Source organism: Paenibacillus humicola, from assembly GCF_028826105.1.
In the GTDB taxonomy this organism is placed as follows: Bacteria; Bacillota; Bacilli; order Paenibacillales; family Paenibacillaceae; genus Paenibacillus_Z; species Paenibacillus_Z humicola.
The window spans coordinates 1,414,432-1,433,125 of the sequence record NZ_JAQGPL010000001.1; the positions used below are offsets into that span (position 1 = coordinate 1,414,432).

Annotated in this window: 14 protein-coding genes; 10 read left to right on the top strand and 4 right to left on the bottom strand. The window is 55.0% G+C overall.

Annotated elements, in window-relative coordinates:
* Positions 1 to 65: 65 nt before the first annotated feature.
* Together PD282_RS06675 and PD282_RS06680 are read right to left on the bottom strand one after the other, a co-directional pair.
* Entirely contained in the window at positions 66 to 1,523 is a 1,458-nt protein-coding gene (locus PD282_RS06675; RefSeq protein WP_274649569.1) for a sensor histidine kinase, read from the bottom strand.
* A complete protein-coding gene (locus PD282_RS06680) occupies positions 1,520 to 2,179 on the bottom strand; it encodes a response regulator transcription factor (RefSeq protein WP_274649570.1) in 660 nt (219 codons plus the stop codon). The genes PD282_RS06675 and PD282_RS06680 overlap by 4 nt, the downstream gene beginning before the upstream one ends.
* Before the next feature lie 266 nt (positions 2,180 to 2,445).
* Between PD282_RS06680 and PD282_RS06685 the strand changes: the two genes are divergently transcribed.
* Genes PD282_RS06685 through PD282_RS06695 form a run of 3 tightly spaced genes read left to right on the top strand, consistent with a single transcriptional unit; the run spans position 2,446 to position 4,781 of the window.
* Positions 2,446 to 3,174, top strand: coding sequence for a DUF969 domain-containing protein (locus tag PD282_RS06685; protein WP_274655072.1), 729 nt, complete (start codon positions 2,446 to 2,448; stop codon positions 3,172 to 3,174).
* Entirely contained in the window at positions 3,171 to 4,136 is a 966-nt protein-coding gene (locus tag PD282_RS06690; RefSeq protein ID WP_274649571.1) for a DUF979 domain-containing protein, read from the top strand. Before PD282_RS06685 ends, PD282_RS06690 begins: the two co-directional genes overlap by 4 nt.
* A 15-nt stretch (positions 4,137 to 4,151) precedes the next feature.
* A complete protein-coding gene (locus PD282_RS06695; protein ID WP_274649572.1) occupies positions 4,152 to 4,781 on the top strand; it encodes a pyroglutamyl-peptidase I in 630 nt (209 codons plus the stop codon).
* 106 nt (positions 4,782 to 4,887) lie between these two features.
* Here PD282_RS06695 and PD282_RS06700 read toward each other — a convergent pair whose 3' ends face one another.
* Entirely contained in the window at positions 4,888 to 6,912 is a 2,025-nt protein-coding gene (locus PD282_RS06700; protein WP_274649573.1) for an amidase family protein, read from the bottom strand.
* 386 nt (positions 6,913 to 7,298) lie between these two features.
* On the opposite strand from PD282_RS06700, the gene PD282_RS06705 reads away from it, so the two are divergent.
* The 7 genes from PD282_RS06705 (at position 7,299) to PD282_RS06735 (ending at position 15,375) form a co-directional block, all read left to right on the top strand.
* Entirely contained in the window at positions 7,299 to 8,036 is a 738-nt protein-coding gene (locus PD282_RS06705) for a YheC/YheD family protein (protein ID WP_274649574.1), read from the top strand.
* 227 nt (positions 8,037 to 8,263) lie between these two features.
* Positions 8,264 to 8,914: a GntR family transcriptional regulator gene (locus PD282_RS06710; RefSeq protein ID WP_274649575.1), complete on the top strand. Its 651-nt coding sequence runs from the start codon at positions 8,264 to 8,266 to the stop codon at positions 8,912 to 8,914.
* A gap of 96 nt (positions 8,915 to 9,010) precedes the next feature.
* Positions 9,011 to 10,282, top strand: coding sequence for a cytosine permease (locus tag PD282_RS06715; RefSeq protein WP_274649576.1), 1,272 nt, complete (start codon positions 9,011 to 9,013; stop codon positions 10,280 to 10,282).
* Positions 10,283 to 10,393: 111 nt separating this feature from the next.
* Complete coding sequence (locus PD282_RS06720; RefSeq protein WP_274649577.1) at positions 10,394 to 11,875, top strand: amidase; 1,482 nt, start codon at positions 10,394 to 10,396, stop codon at positions 11,873 to 11,875.
* Positions 11,872 to 12,579, top strand: coding sequence for a 5-oxoprolinase subunit PxpA (locus PD282_RS06725; protein WP_274649578.1), 708 nt, complete (start codon positions 11,872 to 11,874; stop codon positions 12,577 to 12,579). The genes PD282_RS06720 and PD282_RS06725 overlap by 4 nt, the downstream gene beginning before the upstream one ends.
* Before the next feature lie 77 nt (positions 12,580 to 12,656).
* The gene (locus PD282_RS06730; RefSeq protein ID WP_274649579.1) at positions 12,657 to 13,658 is read left to right on the top strand and encodes a formamidase; all 1,002 of its coding nucleotides are present in this window, start codon (positions 12,657 to 12,659) and stop codon (positions 13,656 to 13,658) included.
* Positions 13,659 to 14,139: 481 nt separating this feature from the next.
* The gene (locus PD282_RS06735; RefSeq protein WP_274649580.1) at positions 14,140 to 15,375 is read left to right on the top strand and encodes a winged helix-turn-helix domain-containing protein; all 1,236 of its coding nucleotides are present in this window, start codon (positions 14,140 to 14,142) and stop codon (positions 15,373 to 15,375) included.
* A gap of 151 nt (positions 15,376 to 15,526) precedes the next feature.
* On the opposite strand, the gene PD282_RS06740 is transcribed toward PD282_RS06735, so the two are convergent.
* Positions 15,527 to 18,652 carry an OmpL47-type beta-barrel domain-containing protein gene (locus PD282_RS06740; protein ID WP_274649581.1) on the bottom strand — a complete coding sequence of 1,042 codons (3,126 nt, stop codon included), beginning with the start codon at positions 18,650 to 18,652 and terminating at the stop codon, positions 15,527 to 15,529.
* Between the last annotated feature and the right edge of the window lie 42 nt (positions 18,653 to 18,694).

The following is an 18,694-nucleotide window of genomic DNA, read 5'->3' on the forward strand; positions in this document are numbered from 1 at the left end:
TGATTTGCGGCCGGAATGCGCGGTTCCGGCTTGCCATTTCATTATAAAAGCAGCTTATTTCATAACTATCGGCAGGTTGTAAAGGAGTTGTATGATCCGGGAAGGATGACTCGGATAACGGTTCCTTCGTTCAGGCGGCTCTGAATATCCAGCTCTCCCGCATGAAGCCGGACGATCTCCGAGCAAATCGCAAGACCCAATCCGGCGCCGCGATTCGACTGCGAACGGGACGGATTCGCCGTAAAAAACGGCTCGAACACGTTCGGAATATCCTGCTCGGGAATCCCGATTCCCTCGTCCTGCACTTCGATGACATACCGGGAGTCCTCCGTCCGGTACCCGCGGAAGCCGATCCCGCTCCCGGTATTCGAAGCTTTAATGGAATTGTCGATCAAATTGGTGCACATAATTTGGACCAAATCGCTCTCCATCGGCAGCTTCGCGGCTTCCACAGACATGGACAGACTTACCTGCGCCTTTTCCAGCTGAAGTCTCATCAATTGTGCGGTCTCTTCGAAAATCGGCCGTATGTCCAGCACGGTCATGCGGGGCTGAATATTTTCGACGAGGATGAGGTCCATGAGCTTAAAAGCAAGACTTTCCAGCCGTTTTCCTTCGCTGTAAATATAATGGAGGGATTTGTAAAACACTTCTTCGTTAAATGCCGTCGTTCGGAGCAAATCGGCGTAGCCGATAATCGAAGTAAGCGGCGTCTTTAATTCATGTGTCAAATAATGAATAAACCGCTGCCTGTTCCCGGCGGCCGTCTCCAATGCTTGGACTTTTTCCTCGATCGCCTCGGCCATTTTGTTGAACTGCTCCGACAGCAGGCCGATCTCGTCCTTAGATAACACGTTGACGCGATGCGAATACCGGCCCGAAGCTATCGTCTGCGCGGATCTGGTGAGCATGCGGACAGAGCGTGTGAGATACCAAATCAGGCCGTAAAGGCCGGCTGCAAGGACGACGGTGATGACGATATTGATCTTGATAAAAGCTCGGATCTGCGCGTTCTTATCCGCGTAAATGTCCGTTAAATCCAGGATGTACGCGAGCTTGAAGCCGCGGCCGCTCAAGGTGAGCATGCCGGCGACAAACAATTCGCTCTTGCGGCCGATGCTGCGAATGATATATTTTCTGTCGGCGGGATTTTTTACCTCAAGCTCGGGTCTCGGGCCGTCAATCGTTTCGGAGAAATTCGAAAATACCGTTTGATCGCGATCGTCCTTAATGTCTATAAAAACGCTGCTCGGATCGAAGGATTTCAAATACTTCGATGCATTGTGCTGCAAAAAATCGCCGGCATCTTCTTTTGCGGCATTCAACAGTTGGTTCAAATTGTTAATATACGACCATTCATTTTCGATTTGCGCGGTTAAAAGCTGCTGGTTCGTTAATCCCCGATCGACTTCCCTGATTAAATTCTGATTAAAATTATGCTGGATCAGGTAAAAAGAGGACGCATTGAACAGCACCTCAAACAGGAGGAAGGTACCCCAAAAAACCTTTTGCCAGAGCTTCATGGGGATACCTCAAGCCGGTAACCGAACTTGTAGACGGTTTTGATTCGGTCTTCCCATCCCAGTTTTTTGCGTATCTTTTGAATATGAATATCTACGGTCCTCGTCTCTCCACTGTACTCGTAGTCCCAAACGAGCTCCAAAATTTTTTCCCGGGACAGGGCCTTGTTCCGGTTATGGAGGAGAAGAAGGAGCAGCTCGTATTCCTTCATCGTCAGTTCGACGGGGACGCCATCCCGCTTGACCGTGCGCTCCTGCAGGTAAATCTCGAGGCCTCCGCACTCCACTCGATCGCTTTTCCTGCCGTAACGGCGAAGCACCGCTTCGATTCTGGCAAGCAGCTCCATGGCTTCGAAAGGCTTGACGATATAGTCGTCGGCCCCCATTTTCAGTCCTTTTACTTTATCGGCAAGGGCGTTTCGGGCCGTCAGAAAAATGACCGGCACTTCGCTCTGCTTGAGCCGTTCCAACAGCTTGTACCCCTCCATGTCGGGGAGCGTGATATCTAGCAGCGCCAAATCGGGCGAAAAATCCGTGAACACGCTTAGCGCTTCCTGCCCGCTATAAGCCTGCCGGCAATTGTGCCCGGCCAATTCGAGATTCAGCCGGATCAGATCGGAAATCGCCGGGTCGTCTTCAATTATGATGATGTTCTCCATATCAATACCTCGCAGCTATTCTCTTCTTAATTTATGATAGATGAAAAGGTACAAGAAACGATCTCCAAGTTGTAAACAAGTTGTAAACCGCTGAAACCGGCTGCATCATGATTACAGTTGTTAACATTTTAAGTTATAGTAGCTAATAAATAACAAAACGACGCATTGAAAGATTTATTGCTGATTCATATGTAAACTATATTGAAGAATCATGTTATATAATATACTATTGTTATGTTAGATAATAAAAAGAGGCAGGTGTAATGGTGATTAAATTGATCGGTATTTTAGTTGTCGCTTTAGGATTTGCATTCCGTTTTAATACTTTGCTTGTCGTTATGGCGGGCGGTATTGTAACGGGACTTATTGCCGGGCTTTCTTTTAACGATATTATGACGAAATTCGGCGAAGCATTTACGACGAACCGGTATATGACGATTCCCATCGTGCTGACGATACCGGTCATCGGACTGCTGGAGCGCTACGGGTTAAAGGAACGTGCGGAAGCTTTAATCCGAAAAACAAAAGGCGTTAGTGCCGGAAAGGTGATGCTTTGGTATTTGTTTATCAGGGAATGGTCGTCGGCCTTAGGTCTTAATATCGGCGGGCACCCCCAGACCGTGCGCCCGATCGTCGCGCCGATGGCCGAAGGGGCTGCGGTGGCGAAATACGGCCTGATCCCGGAGCATCTGAGCAACGATATTAAAGCCCATTCGGCCGCAATGGAAAACGTGGGCTTCTTTTTTGGCGAAGATATTTTCATTGCAACCGGAGCGATTCTCTTGATGAAAGGGTTCTTCGATTCCTCCGGCTTGCATGTAGGCGTATGGGATATGGCCCTTTGGGGGCTTCCGACAGCCATTGCCGTTTACCTTTTATCCTGGCACAGGCTGCGGCGGCTGGATAAGCGGATTGAGCGGGAAATGACCAAAAAGCAAGCTCCTCAGCCGGAAACGAATCCGGACTTGACCGCTTCCGGAGGGATGACGCTGTGACCAATCTGATCACGATTGATTATATCTATTATCTGGTCGGCATTATCGTAGCTTTTGTCGCGTTTCGGATCGCCCGGAATCCGGAGCATCCCAGCCGGGTCGGCTCGGCGTTATTTTGGGGCCTTTTCGCCGTAACGCTTATATTCGGCAAGGTAATGCCCAATTTGTTGACCGGTTATCTCGTTCTCGTCATGGTGATTATCGCCGCGCTTGGTAAAGTGAAGGCTTCTCCCGAGAAGGAGCATCCTCAGGAAGAACGCGAAGCGCACGCTGCGAGGATCAAAGGGAAAATATTTCTTCCGGCATTGTTGATCCCGATCATAACGGTGATCGGCAGCTTTACGCTGAATAAAATCCATTTCGGCCATTTTAACCTGGTCGATCCGGAAATGGTTACCCTTATTGCGCTCGGACTGAGCGCGATCATCGCCTTGTTTGTGGCCAAATCGTTAACAAAGGCTTCCTATTCCGTCCCGATCAACGAAGGCAGCAAGCTCATGGAGGTCGTCGGCTGGTCGATGATACTGCCGCAAATGCTATCGGCGCTCGGGTCGATCTTTGCGCAGGCCGGCGTGGGGGACGTCGTCTCTAAAATGGTCGGCGACGTTCTTCCGACCCAATATGCGTTTGTCTCGGTCGCCGCTTATTGTATCGGAATGGCTCTCTTTACCATGATCATGGGCAATGCTTTTGCAGCGTTTGCCGTCATCACCGGAGGGATCGGTCTTCCGCTTATCGTTCATATGCATGGCGGGAATCCGGCGATTATGGCCGCGATCGGCATGTTTGCCGGATATTGCGGAACGTTAATGACGCCAATGGCCGCCAATTTTAATATTGTTCCGGCCATGCTGCTCGATTTAAAGGATCGAAACGCGGTCATTAAAGCGCAAATCCCGATTGGAATCCCTCTTTTGGTCATTAATATCCTGCTGATGTACTTCTTGGTTTACCGGTTTTAGAGAGGAGAGGCTGAAATGAAAGTGTTGGTTTCAGGATTCGAAGCGTTTGGCGGGGATGCCGTCAATCCAACGGAAAACATGATTCAATCGATCGCAAGCGAGCATTTCTCCGGCGTGGAGCTGAAGACGGTATTGCTGCCGGTCAATTACGATGAATGCGCAGAAAGGCTGATTCAAGAAATCGAGGCTTTCCGGCCGGATGCCGTCATTTCCTGCGGGTTATACGGCGGAAGAACGTCCGTGACTCCGGAGCGGGTTGCCGTCAATGTAAAGGATACCGCGGCGGATGCTCCCTTCGCCGATAATAAAGGAGTCAGGCCGACGGATGAACCGATTCGACCGGACGGTCCGGATGCGATCTTTACACGGCTGCCGGTCCGCAAAATTGTGAACCGGTTAATAGAAGAAAAGGTGCCGGCCTATATTTCCAATACGGCGGGAACTTTTATTTGCAACAACACGATGTATGGGGTATTAGACTATATCCATCAAAACGGTTTACCTACGGTCGCGGGCTTCGTTCATTTTCCGGCTTCAACGGAAATGGCGGCGGCCAATCCGTTTTTGCCGACGTTATCGGATGAGACGATGCTGAAGGCTCTTCGGATTATCATCCAAACGACGGTTGAGGAAATGCAGCATTAATTTTCATAAACAACAAAAGGCGTCCGGCCGGCACGATTGACGTGCGGCCGGACGCTTTTTGTCTTCAGCGGCTTACGGTCCGCTTATTGGAAAGCGGAGGCAAAGATCACTTGTCTTTGCCCTTGAACAGATCCTTCCATTGCTTGTCGAACGAATCGTACAGCGCGGCATATAAAGCATTGGCGGCATGATCCACTTCTTGCTGGGTCGAGAAGTTGCTGGAATAAACCGTCAGCGCTGCGTCGTACTCTTTACCGCCTGCATGAAGCGCCGCGGCATCGTCGATCAGCGACTTGAGCCGGGTTTTAACGGCCATTCCCGGAGCAATCCGGGCTTTTGTGGCCTGCTCGAAAGCATACCCCATCTGAATGAGCTGGTCTTCGGTGAAGGCATCGCCCGTAATTTGCAGATTAATCGGCTGGCCGTTGCTTCCTTCGGCTGTGCGATAGCCGGCCGGTACCGTTATGCTTGGGTAGCCCGCTTTGGCGGCGATGCCGGTTGTTGCGCCGTTCAGCCCGATCAGCGCATCCAGCTTGTATTTATCCAGCAGATAGTTGATGCCGTTCTTTCTGGAATACTGGATATCGGCGGCCCGTTGGGCGAGATAGGTTTCATAATCCGGTGAACCCGGCGTCATATCGTAAGCGACGCATTGCTGCAAAATGCTCTGACCGTATTTTAATATATCCGGGTGTGCGCTGTTGTAATCGATAATATCCTGCAGACTCTTGATCACCGTTTTGCCGTCGCTCGCCACGATAGGCTTTTGCTGGGATTCCAGGTAATGTTCAATATCCTGCTTGAAATCGTAATACAGCACCCTCGATGCCGGAGCCGAAGGCAGTTCACTCGACATGCCGCCTCCGCCCGAGCCGTAGACGATGGTTGCTCCTTGATTTTGGAGAACTTGAATGACGTTCTGGAACGCGGCATAAAGGTCCGGCTGCTTGTCCTTGTCCGGAATGCTGTATACGCCGAGAACCTTGCCTTTCAGGCCGTCTTTCTTCAGAAAATCGGTATAGTTCTCCATATGCGCGTCCAGATACGATTGATCCACCTGGATCTCATTGTCGACGCCCATATTGATATGCTGATCGTCCGGGTCGTACCCTTGCATGGCCGTAAGCAGGGCGGCCACATCGGATACGCTGCGCCCCATCGGTCCGGCCGTATCCTGGCTGTGCGAAAGGGGAATGATGCCGTTCCGGCTGACGAGTCCGACAGTTGGCTTCAAGCCGACCAAAGAGTTATTGGTGGACGGAGAAAGGATGGAGCCGGAGGTTTCCGTGCCGATGGTGATCGCGGCCAGCGCCGCCGCGCCGCCTGCGCCTGAACCGGAGGAAGAGCCGGAAACGTCGAGCACGCCGGGCAAATAGGGGTTCAGCACCTGGCCGTGCAGGGTGGAGTACCCGCTTTTCATGCCCTGGGCGATGAAGTTTGCGAATTCGGACAGATTCGTTTTGCCTAAAATGATGGCGCCCGATTCCTTCAACCGGCTCGCCAGGAACGAATCCTTGACCGGGTAATTATTCGCCAATGCGATGGAGCCTGCCGTCGTGGGCATGCCGTCGGCCCCGGCCGTGCCGATATTGTCTTTGATGAGAACGGGAATGCCGAACATGCCTGCGGCTTTGGACGGATCCGCTTTAACCGTCGCATCGCTTTCCTTGGCCAGCTTGATCGCATTCGGATTTACGATGGCGACGGCGTTTAATTGGACGGTGTGCGAGTTATACAAATCAATCCGGGCTAAATACATGTTGACCAACTGCTCGTATGTAAGCTTCTTCGCCTTCACCATCGCCTGCATATCCGCGATCGTGGCTTTCTCCAAATCGATCGTAAGCGTATCGAGCGCGACGCGCAGGGTCAGCCGGATCTCGTTAATCGTGTCGACCGTGTCGCGGGGGGTTACCGACTGGGCCAAAGACAAGGCATACTTCACTTGATCCGCATATACAGCCGGATAATTCTTCAAATTCACGCTCCTCGCTTCGCGCACGACGGCCTTCAAGTCGTTGAGCGCTGCCGTCGTAGTCGAAGCATCGCTGATCATGCCGTTTGCATCCAGCGCGAATGCAGGCAGGGCGTTACCCAGGAGCGTGCAGATCAGCACGGGCACCGACAACATGTTCACCATCCGCTTACTTTTACCGGTTAAGTACAAGCAGAACCATCTCCTCGTGTTAGTATACCTTACATACGGAGCGTATAATAGAATGGAATCGTTTGTCAAGAAAAGAAATATACAGCGGAAACATGCCGTTTTCATTATTAATTCAATAGAGGTGTAATAGAACTTGACATTTTTAGAGATGGCATCGATGGTGCATACCATGATCCGATAAACGTTGAACGTGCTTGGCGGGACAGACACTTTATAAGGAGGCATGACGATTTACGGTTTCTGATGCCGCTGAGGCCTTGCCTTTATGGAATGAAATTCAACGATCGCCTGTACCACCCCTTCTAATCTACTCATATATTAATTTGGCGAAGATGCAGGAGGGTGATAATTTGAAAAAGGTTAAGTACAAAATGGGCAAGCTTGGAAAATACCGTTTTATGAACCGGTTTCATTCGATAAAAGCTTATCTCCCCGACACGCGAGCGGCTACGAAATCCAATCTGAAAACCATGATCGGACGATATGAATCCCTTTATTTGAAGCCTGACGAAGGCACCGGAGGACACGGGATTTATAAAATTACGAAAACGAAAAAAGGGTATACGTTAAGAAACGGGGTATCCGCGAGAAATTTCAGTTCAATAGACACTTTATACGGGGCCATTCATACCGTCATGCGAAAAAATAAATATCTCGTTCAGAGAGGCATCGATTTGCTGAAGCATAACAATCGGGCATTCGATATCCGGGTTATGGTGCAAAAAAACAGGAAGCGAGTCCTGGTCCCGACCGGGATTGTCGGACGATTGGGGAGGCCGAAAAAAATCGTAACGAATTTTCACTCCGGGGGCACTCCTCTGCCCATCGGCACGCTGCTGTCGTCTCATCTGAAAGGAAACGCCAAAACAAAATATATTCGAAGAATGGAAGAATTGGGACGGGAAGCAAGCCGTGTCCTTGGGAAAAGCTATCGGAGCAAACGGGCTTTCGGAGTCGACATCGCGATCGATGCCAAGATGAAGCCGTGGATTCTTGAAATTAATACGCAGCCTGATCGGACGATTTTTAACGCGTTGAAAGATAAAACAATGTACAAGCGGATTCAGGGCTACGCCAAAATCAAATAGGGTCTATAAATAATGGGAGAAAGGACCGATTTTCAAAGCCGCTGCTTAGGCGGCTTTTTTGCGTTATATACATGTTAGGTATCGAGAGAAAATGGCGTCTACTTAAGCGAATACATACATACATGTTATATATTCTAACAATTTAGCATTGACACACAGTCTTGAACTTGCCATAATGGCCCTATATCTTAGTTGTGATCACATATCACATTTTTTGAGGTGGAAGATTGAGCGACCTGATTGAAGTATCGTCGGTGAACGACGAGGTGTACGAACGCCTGAGACAGCGCATTACTTTGGGGGCGATTCCGCCCGGGAAAAAAATTTCGATTCGTACGCTGGCCGCGTCGTTCGGTGTCAGTACAATGCCGGTGCGGGAGGCTTTGCGCAAGCTGCAAGCGGAAGGCTTCATTCGATTCGAACGCCGGAGCGTCACCGTGAACGAGCTTTCGGTTGAGGAAGTCAAACAAATTTTCGCGATTCGACGGCAATTGGAGGTCCTCGCTGCGGGCTGGTCTCTCGAGAGGATCACAAACGACGACATCGGCGTGCTGGAAGAGATCCTCGAAACGATGGCGAACCCGAACATCGATGTGAAGGAATGGCGAAAGCTGAACAAGCTTTTTCACCTGCGATTTTACGAATGCTCGAAATCCTCCCATCTGCTTGAGCTGATCAAAAATGTATGGGATAAAGTGGAGCCTTACATGACGATCTATTCGTCAACGGTGGCGGATTTTCAGGAGGCACAGGTTCAGCACCGCGAAATTTTGGCGATTATACGGCAGCGCGATCTGCCCTTGCTTGTGAACAAAATTACCGACCATCTGAATTATACCTGCGACGTCGTTTCCAAGGCTTTGTCCAAACCCGAATAAAATTCCGTAAAAGAGGTGAGCGCCATGACATGAAGCTCAAGAGCAAGCGGGGTTTGATGTGCAATAGGCGGTAAAAAAAGCGGAGGTGGGTACGTCATGAGTCAAAATGAGCTTTTTGAGAGCGAGTACGAGCATTCTTCGGTTCCCCTTGATAAACGGAAATCATTGATGTCCGTCACGTCCATTTGGGTGGGCTTTCCGATGATCATTACCGGTGCGGTTACCGGCGCTACGGTCGTAAACGGGCTCGGGTTTACACGCGGTATTCTTGCGGTGGTTCTCGGCAACATTTTGCTGTTCGCTTATGTCGCATTATTGAGCGTCATCGGGGCGAAGGACGGGAATAATTTCTCGCTGCAAGCCTCGAAGACGTTTGGGCGGAAAGGGTACATCGTTTCTTCGGCGCTGCTTTCTACGCTCGTCATCGGATGGTTCGCCGTGCAGACGGGGTTAACCGGCGTCAGTATGAGCGGCGCCTTCAACGTCAGTCAAGTGTTCATTGTGGTGCTGGCGGGCGTTTTGTACCTGCTGCTCACGCTGCTTGGAATTAAAGCGTTGTCCATTATCGGAATCATATCGGCGCCGCTGTTCCTCATTCTTGGCATTTACTCGACCGTGGAGGCGCTGGGGAACGGCAAAGCCATTGCGAGCTATGCCGGCAATCCGAATACTCCGCTGGCGTTTTGGGTCGCCGTCACGCTCGTCTTCGCTTTATTCGCCGATTCCGGCACGATGACGGCCGATTTTACCCGCTGGGCGAAAAATCGGAAGCACGCCGTGATCGCGACGTTCGCCGCATTCCCCGTAGCGAACCTGATCGCCATGCTCGTCGGAGGTGTCATTGCAGCGGCGACGACGACCGGTTCAGGCGATGTATTCGGCATCATCGTCGAGAAAGGCGGGGTGATGGCCTGGATCGCGGTGCTGTTCCTTTTCGTGAATCTCGGTTCGGTCTGCTCGCACTGCCTGTATAACGGAGCCGTCGGCTGGTCGCATATTACGGGGACCAAAATGCGCACGATGACGATCATCCTTGGCATTATCGGGATATTGGCCGCCGTGCTCGGCATCTGGAATTTCTTCGTGAACTGGCTGAATCTTCTTGGCGTGATCGTGCCCCCGATCGGTACCATTATCATCATCGATCAGCTGGTTACCCGCAGGTCGTCGACTGCCATCGACGCCGATGTTCGTTACCAGCCGTTCCTTGCGTGGGGAATCGGGTCCGCTGTCGCGCTGGTCGTCAATTACCAGCTCCCCGGTATGTCCACCGCAGTTTGCGGAATCGTCGTATCCGCCGTTTCGTATTGGCTGATTTCCAAGAAAGCGTCCGTCGCCGCGCCTAAATCGGTAGCGGCAAAAAGATAACGGAGGAGGCGAGAGGCGCGTCTGCCAACGCGTCTCTCCCGCCAAGAAGATTCAGTACTGACATTCTAGCATACCCGACACGTAATTGACATCGACAGGGGAGTTGGTAGATTGAGCTCGTTTACATTCATGGAAGCCACCGTTCAATCGTTCCACGAAGCGTTGAAGGCAAAAACCGTCACCGGTGCCGAGCTGGCAAGCTGGTATCTGGAACGAATCGAGGCGCTCAACAATCAGGGGCCTCGCATACAAGCGATCGTAACGGTAAATCCCCGGGCGCTGGAAGAAGCGCAGGCACTGGATGCCTATTTCGAGGAGACAGGGGAGCTTAAAGGCCCGCTTCACGGAGTGCCCGTACTCGTGAAGGATCAGGCCGAAACGGCAGGCATCCGCACGACGTTCGGATCGATCGCGTTCGCGGAATACGTCCCGGAGCAGGACGCTTCGCTCGTCAGGCGATTGAAAGAAGCCGGCGCGTTCGTTTTGGCGAAGACCAGCATGTGCGATTTTGCGGCCGGATGGTTTTCGTTCTCCTCCGTAACGGATCATACGAAAAATCCTTACGATCCTGACCGCGAAGCCGGCGGCTCGAGCGCCGGCACCAGCGCCGGCATCGCCGCGAATTTCGGCTTGATCGGGATCGGAGAGGATACGGGCGGCTCGATTCGACTGCCTTCATCCTTTAATCATTTATACGGCCTTCGTCCCACGACTGGCTTAATAAGCCGGAACGGCTTTTCCCCGCTCGTTCATTTCCAGGATACGGCCGGTCCGATTACCCGAACGGTTCGGGATGCCGCGAAGCTGATGGATGTTCTCGCCGGCTTCGACCGGGACGACGCGTTTACGACGGCAGCGGCTTACACCTCCGACGCGGGGCGGTATGAATCCTCGCTCGAAGGAGCCGGCATGCGGCAGTATCGCGTCGGAGTTCTCGCCAGCGCGTTCGGTCCCGACCATGATCCGGATTGCGCGCCCGTGAACGAACGGATTCGTGCAGTCGTCGCTTGGCTGAAAGCGCAGGGCGTTGCGGTCGCGGAAGGCTTGGAAATCCCGGATTTGAGCGATTGGATCAAGGATACGTCCCTTTACACGATGCAGTCGAAAAAGGACATCAACCGGTTCTTGTCGAACCGTCCGAATGCACCGGTTCAAAGCTTCAAGGAAATCTACGACGGGCAGCTGTTTCACCCGATGAACGACCTGTTCCACGATATCGACGGGGGGCCGGAGGACCCGGCAAGCGACGAGCATTATTACCGCATGCGTGTGCGCCAAGAGGAGTTCCGGCGCGCGATCGTCCATCTGATGCTGGACAACGAAGTGGATTTCCTGCTTTATCCGACCGTCCAAGTGCTGCCGCCGACGCGCGAGGAGCTGTATACCCGGAAGTGGACATGCCTGACCTTTCCGACGAATACGGTCATTGCTTCGCAGTCCGGGCTTCCGGCGATGTCCGTTCCGGCGGGATTCGCCGGTCATCTCCCCGTTGGCTTCGAATTGGTCGGCAAGCCGTTCGCGGAAGCGGAGCTTCTCCGGTTCGCCTACGATTACGAGCGGCAGCAGCCGCCTAGAAAAGAACCGGTATTGTGAGCGCCGCAATGGATTTGAACTGCGATATGGGGGAGAGCTTCGGCGTTTACCGGTACGGGGCCGACCAAGAGATGATGCCGCTGATCACCTCCGCCAATATCGCCTGCGGCTTCCACGGAGGCGACCCTCGCGTCATGCGCGAGACGGTTGCTCTTGCCAAGCGTCACGGCGTTCGGGTAGGCGCGCATATCGGACTGCCCGACCGGGTCGGCTTCGGTCGAAGGTATATGCAGATATCGCCGGAAGAAATTCATGACATTTCGCTCTATCAGCTTGGGGCGATCGAAGCCTTCCTTCGCGCGGAAGGGATGACGCTTGAGCATGTGAAGCTCCACGGCGCCCTCTATATGATGGCGTCCGAGGACGAGGCGCTATCCGACGCCTTCGCCGAAGCCGTCCATGCCTTTAATCCTTCGCTTTGCGTGTACACTTTGCCCGGGTGCCATACGGCGGCGAGCGCGTCGCGTCTCGGCATTCGCGTGGTTGGCGAATATTTCGCCGACAGGCCGTATGCGTCCGGAGAGGTGAAGATGTTCGGGTGGACGCATGAAGAGATCGGATCGCCGGCGGACATCGCCTTGCGTGTAACCGCAATGCTGACGGACCCGGACTACGCCGGCATCGGCTCGATCTGCGTCCATAGCGACACTCCCGGCGCGCCGGAAATCATGAAGGCGATACGCGTTTCGATGCCGTCTTTTTAGTATGGAAGTGGTATAGTTGAAGCGGAACGGCGCCGTAAGCAAGACGTGTTTCGGTTACGAAAAGGAGGATTTTAGAGATGAGTGGACTTGGAGGCTTAAACAAATCGCCGGATGGGGTCGTAATCGGATTGGTTCAGCTGCAGCTGCCCGATGTGAAGACCAAAGCGGACCTTTCCGCTCAGACAAAGCGGATTTGCGAAATGGTAGGCAAAGCGCGGCGCAATATGTCCACGATGGACCTTGTTGTTTTTCCTGAATATTCCCTGCACGGGTTGTCCATGGATATGAATCCCGAGATCATGTGCAGGATGGACGGGCCGGAGGTGGAAGCATTCCGGGAAGCGTGCCGAACGCATCGGATTTGGGGCTGTTTTTCGATTATGGAATATAACCCGAACGGAAACCCGTATAATACGGGGATTATTTTGGACGATCGCGGAGAAGTGCAGCTCTATTACCGCAAGCTGCATCCATGGATTCCCGTTGAACCATGGGAGCCCGGCGATGTCGGCATACCGGTTTGCGACGGGCCAAACGGAAGCAAGCTTGCGCTCATTATATGCCATGACGGCATGTTCCCCGAAATGGCCAGGGAATGCGCCTATAAAGGCGCGGATATTATGATTCGTACGGCCGGGTATACGGCTCCGATCCGCCACTCCTGGCACATCACCAATCAGGCGAATGCTTTTTGCAATTTAATGTATACGGCTTCCGTTTGCATGAGCGGCTCGGACGGCACGTTCGATTCCATGGGCGAAGGCATGTTCGTAAACTTCGACGGCGTTCCTTTGGTCATGGGCAGCGGAAGGCCGGATGAGATCATTACCGCCGAATTGCGTCCCCAGCTCGTTCGCGAGGCACGCCGCATATGGGGAGTGGAAAACAATATTTACCAATTCGGGCACCGCGGTTATGTCGCGGTAGAAGGCGGTGCGGGGGACTGTCCTTATACGTATATGCAGGATCTGGTAAAGGGGCAGTATCGCTTGCCCTGGGAAGAGGAAGTGGTGCACAAAGACGGCACGTCCTGCGGATTTCCCAAACCGCACCGTAAATACGGTCCGAATTCCAAGTAATACGGACAGGCAGGCGGGAATACGGCATTACCATTTTACAATCATACATGCAGCGGCTTCAGTCCACGGGATTCAGGACGAAAGCCGCTTTTTTTCTTATAAGCCGAGAGATTTCGCATCATGGCCTAATCTTCGTCACGGCTAGAGTGGCTGTTACCGCCGTATGGCCGGTAGAGATGGTGCCGAACGCGTGCCCGGCTTTGGACCGGGCTTCATTCACGACGAGCTGCCTCGAATCCGTGCCCGCTGCCGATATTTCGCGCGCCGTTCGAAAGGTTGGAATGCTACAATTGGAGAGGGAGGGATGAACGATGGATGAAGACCGGCTGGCGGCGGCAAAACCGCCTTTATTCCGTACCCTATCGATTGGACGGAACGAATCCGCCATTTTGCGGGGCCCGTTGAGGCCGTCAATCATCGGCAGTCCCATTTGCAGCAATTAAATATGGTATGCAATCCGAAATAGCTTTGGAGGTTAGGGATGAAAGCGATACGGACGACGAAGCGGGCGCTTCGCCGGTTGTTGTTGGAAAAGCAGCTCCTGCTCAGCCCCCGGGGAGAAAGCGCGGACGACGGAAAAGGGATGAAAGCGTGCGTCCGGGAAGCGATCGGGCGGCTGGAATGCGTTCAAATTGACCCGGTTTCCGCGGTGTGTCCGAACCAGCATTTGGCGCTGTCGGCCAGATTGAACGGCTATGAGCCCGCCATTCTGAACGAGCTGCTTCGGGAGCGCGAGGTTTTCGAATACTTCGCGAATGCGGCATGTGCGATTCCGATGGCGGACTATCCGATATTCGAACCGGTCCGCGAACGGATGCGGCAGCAAATCAAGCCGCAGCTTGATGAGCTCCGGCCGGTTGTGGACCAAGTGCTGGAGAAGCTGGAACAGGAAGGGCCGCTTCCGGCCAAATCGTTCGTATCCGATGAGCGGGTACACGGCTACTGGGACAACGCGGGCGCGAGAACGAAAGCGACGTCCCATGCGCTGAACCTGTTGACGGATGCCGCCGAGATCCGAATCGTCGGCAGAGCGGGCAATCATCGCCTGTTCGATCTCACCCGGCGCAGCGTGCCGGAGGAGCTTCGGCTGGCGGCCGAATGTATCGCGCCGGAGGAGGCGCTGGATTCGCTGATGCGCAAATATTTTCGCGCTTACCGGGTATTCGAGCCGGGCGATCCGCGTTTCGGCTGGCAGCGTTTAAATGCCAAGGCGCGCAGGGAAGCGGTCGACCGTTATGTGCAGGCCGGAGAAGTGCTGCCCGTCGAAGTCGAAGGCGTGAAACAGCCTTATTATATATTGGCTTCGGACGAGGTCCGACTTGCCATTCACGCGAGCGAGGCCGCAGAGCTTGCCGTTCATGAGGAAGGAGCGGCGCCGGTCTCCTTCCTGCCGCCTCTGGATAATGTACTGTGGTGCCGCAAAAGGCTTGAAGATCTGTTTGATTTCGAATATCGCTGGGAAATTTATACACCTGCGGTCAAGCGCAAATACGGGTATTATGCGATGCCGATTTTGGCCGGCGACCGCTTGATCGGCCGCATGGACCCCAGACTGGACGGCAAGCAAAGCCATTTAACCGTTCAATTGCTGCAGATCGACCCGGGCGTCGAATATGACGACCGTCTTCGGGCCGATGTCGAACAGGCGCTTGATGCCTTCGCGCATACTCACGGCGCGCGAACCGTTTCGGTTGAACGGCTGCAGCACGGGCTTTAACTTGTGGAATCGTCGGATACCCGGCGGACTTCAAACGATGCGGATAGAGGCCGGTCCGGTATTTGCAGCGGGAAATCGCAGGATAACACAATCGTCCATCGCACGGCTGTAGAGCCGGGCGATGGGCGAATTAGTTACAGGACGCTGCCGATTATTCGGTCCCGGTTTTCCGGATATATGCGATATCCCCGAGTAACAGCTGCGCAAAATCGGCATCGATTCGTTTGCCGGCGTCCCGCCCGATGCTGTCCGCCAGACGGACGAGTCTGCTGTCCGCGTCTTTCGGCGAATGCTGCAGCTGATTCACCTTCGCAAGCAGGCTCTGCGCCGCCCCGTGATCGGCAAACCGGCCCTTGCTTTCGCCGATGCCGATCAGCTCGTCCAGGTGGCCGATATCCATGCCCACGGTCAGGCGGACCGTCTTCGCCGACGTATTGCCGGCGTTGTCCTCCGCCGTCACGACGAGCGTGTGCGGTCCGGCGGACAGCGCAAGCGGGTCGATCGCTACAATCGAAGCGATGGGCGCGCCGTCGAGCGTATAGCTGACCGTCCGCACGCCGCTGAAGCCGTCCGCCGCGCTTTCGCTCACGGGGATCTCCGCATCCGTCTGCAAGAATGCGGCGTCGTCCGGACCGCCGATCGAGGGGGCGGTTTTATCGATCCAGATTTGAACGGACTGCGCATCTTCGACGTTCCCTGCCGCATCTGCCGAACGGAATCGGACCTCGTTTCGGCCTTCGTCCGTAATCGTGACCGGGCCCTGCACGGCGGTCCAACCGCCGCCGTTTAAGCTGTATTCCGTTCTCGCCACGCCGGAGCCGCCGGATGCGGGGTTATCCCGGGCTGTGAACGTCAGCGTGACGTTGCCGCGATTATAAACGCCTTCGCCGGCTGGGCCGTTCGTCTGCACGAATGTCGTCGGCGCTTCGCTGTCGGCCGGCGCGACGTCCGCCAAGGCCAGCGGCTTTAGCTGGTAAACGCCGCCGAAAATCGAAGCGATGCCTGTTATATTGACCCGGCTCCCTTCGGGAAAAGCGCTCCGGAACGTTTCGTAATCGATTCCCGTCCTGCCGTCGATCCGCACATGCGTCGACGCCGCGCCGCCTGCCGCATCGAATTCGAAGGAGCCGGCCGGGGCTGTCGTCGTATAGTTCCCGATAACAACGGATTCGAGACGCACCAGCTCGCCCTGGTTAGCGTCGCTAATCGACTGGACCGCCGCCGGTGCGGGCAGGCTGGCGGTGCCGGTTTTCTCCAGCACGACGGGATCGCTGAGCTCCGCCTCCGTATTGTAAAGCGTCTTCAGGGCGCTGACCGTCACCCAATCCCCGGCATGGAAGCCGGCCTGCGTCTGGTAGACGTAAATGCCGGCCGTATCGTCCTGGAGATAGAAGCCTTGGCCGCCGAATAGGCCGGGCTCCGACGTCACTACGCCTTCAACCGTAACCAGACTGCCGTCCGCGGCCTGCCGCGCTGCGGCAATCGGCGCCGTTTCCGGCACCGTCGGATGGTCCGGTGGCAGCGGCTCGGCCGGAACGTCGGCAGTCTGCACCGCTTCGGTCACCGCGTTGCTGCTGCCGGCCTTCAGCCGCAGATTGGCCGGACCGGACGCGGACGGATTGATCTGAACGTTCAAATCTTTGTAGGCGTGGCCGGAGCCGTCGGCGGTCAGCGAGAAATCCGCGCTGTAGCCGTAGGCAGACGGCCAGGAGCCGTCATCGTTTTGGAATTTGGCGATCTGTGTCCCGCCGTCCAGGTAAATGCCCGCTCTGAGACCCGTAACCGTCTGGCCGGGCAGCAGATTGTCCGTCGTGACGCGGATTTGGAACGGCTGGGCATTCGGCAGCACGCTCTGGTGCACGAGCTTGTACAACGCTTGAACCGGAGGCTGCTGCGTCGAGCCGTACGAGCCGGGCTTGAAGGTGGACGGATCGTACCATTTGTAGCCGGGATCCGGCGCGGCCCACGGCTCGGGCTGCGGCTCGGTCGACTGCGTCGGGTCTTCGCTCGGCAGGAGGGCGGTTGGCGCGTCCAGCTGAAGCCCGGGCACCTCGCTCAGGCTCGTGTAGCTTTCGTGATCGGCAAGCCATTCGACGGTACGGGTAAGGAAAACCGCATCGTCGGCTTCGCCTTTGAAGCCGTCGTAGGTCGTTTTCTTCGCGCCGTTGTCCTCGCGCAAATATTTCGGCGTCGCGTCTTCGACCGGCGAGGAGTCGCCGATGAAGGCGGCTTTGCCCGCGCCGACCTTGGCGACGGCCGCGAACGGCCCTTCCGCGCGGCCTCCGCCGTCATACACGCCGCTGTCGACCGCGTTCGCCCAGGGCGCCACGCCTGCCGGCGGGTAGACGATCCCCTTCGCTTTCGCCGAATCGAGAATCGCCAGCGTCGAGCCGGCATGCATGGCGACCGAGCCGACGCCGGCCGTAATGCCGAACGCCTGATCCGGCGCCACGACGTCGGTCATGTTGTCGACGTCGCCGAGCGCGTTATAGCGGAAGCGGACGCCGAAGTTGTCCGCAAGCCAATCGGAGCTCTGTACGCCCTGCATGGCCGGCGACGCCGCTTCCTCCGCCGACATGCCTTTCTCCGGGTTATCCCATCCGCCGCGGCGGTAGCCGTTCATCACTTCGGAAGCGTCCCAGCGGTTTTTGTTGCGATCCGAATTGTAATGGTCGGCAATGAAGAAAATGCTGCCGCCGTTCCGAACATATTGAAGCATCGCGTCCTGCTCGGATTTTTTGTACGGAATATTGGCTTCTCCGATGATGAATACGTCGTAACCCCTTAGCTTGTCGTACGTCACGGCCTGTTCGCCGAACGTGTACGGTACGGTTCGGTCGAGCTGATCCACGGTGAAGCCGGCGGCCCGCAGCCCGTCCGCGAAGTCGGAAAATCCGCCGTCGATGACCCAGTCGGCCGCGCCCGCGGTTTGGCCGTGCGTATTGTCGAACAGCACCTTCTTGCCTGTCCCGTCCGGAAGCTGCGGAACCCGACCGCTTCCGGCTTTCATATCCCCCGCCGCTGCGGCATCCGACTCGGGATTCACATTGTAGCCGCTGCCGGACGCGGACTGGAACTTGGCCGGAAGCGAGCCCGCGGCGTGACCGATGATGCCCCTTTCAACGGCTGCCGTTCCGCTGTTCGATGCGATCGCTTGGGCGGACTTCAGCGGGCCGCCTTCATTTGCCGCGTACGCCGCGCCCTGCACAAAACTTATGGTGCCCGTTAGGGCGATGATGGCAAGAAAAATCCATGAGGCCCGTTTCATCCACTTCATGATTCCGGTTTCACTCCTTGATTTTTTTGGTGTAAGCACCTT

Coding starts and splice junctions, on each gene's coding strand:
- PD282_RS06675 (WP_274649569.1), bottom strand. CDS start 1,523: ATGAAGCTCTGGCAAAAGGTTTTTTGGGGTACCTTCCTCCTGTTTGAG.
- PD282_RS06680 (WP_274649570.1), bottom strand. CDS start 2,179: ATGGAGAACATCATCATAATTGAAGACGACCCGGCGATTTCCGATCTG.
- PD282_RS06695 (WP_274649572.1), top strand. CDS start 4,152: ATGAAAGTGTTGGTTTCAGGATTCGAAGCGTTTGGCGGGGATGCCGTC.
- PD282_RS06700 (WP_274649573.1), bottom strand. CDS start 6,912: ATGTTGTCGGTGCCCGTGCTGATCTGCACGCTCCTGGGTAACGCCCTG.
- PD282_RS06715 (WP_274649576.1), top strand. CDS start 9,011: ATGAGTCAAAATGAGCTTTTTGAGAGCGAGTACGAGCATTCTTCGGTT.
- PD282_RS06730 (WP_274649579.1), top strand. CDS start 12,657: ATGAGTGGACTTGGAGGCTTAAACAAATCGCCGGATGGGGTCGTAATC.
- PD282_RS06735 (WP_274649580.1), top strand. CDS start 14,140: ATGAAAGCGATACGGACGACGAAGCGGGCGCTTCGCCGGTTGTTGTTG.
- PD282_RS06740 (WP_274649581.1), bottom strand. CDS start 18,652: ATGAAGTGGATGAAACGGGCCTCATGGATTTTTCTTGCCATCATCGCC.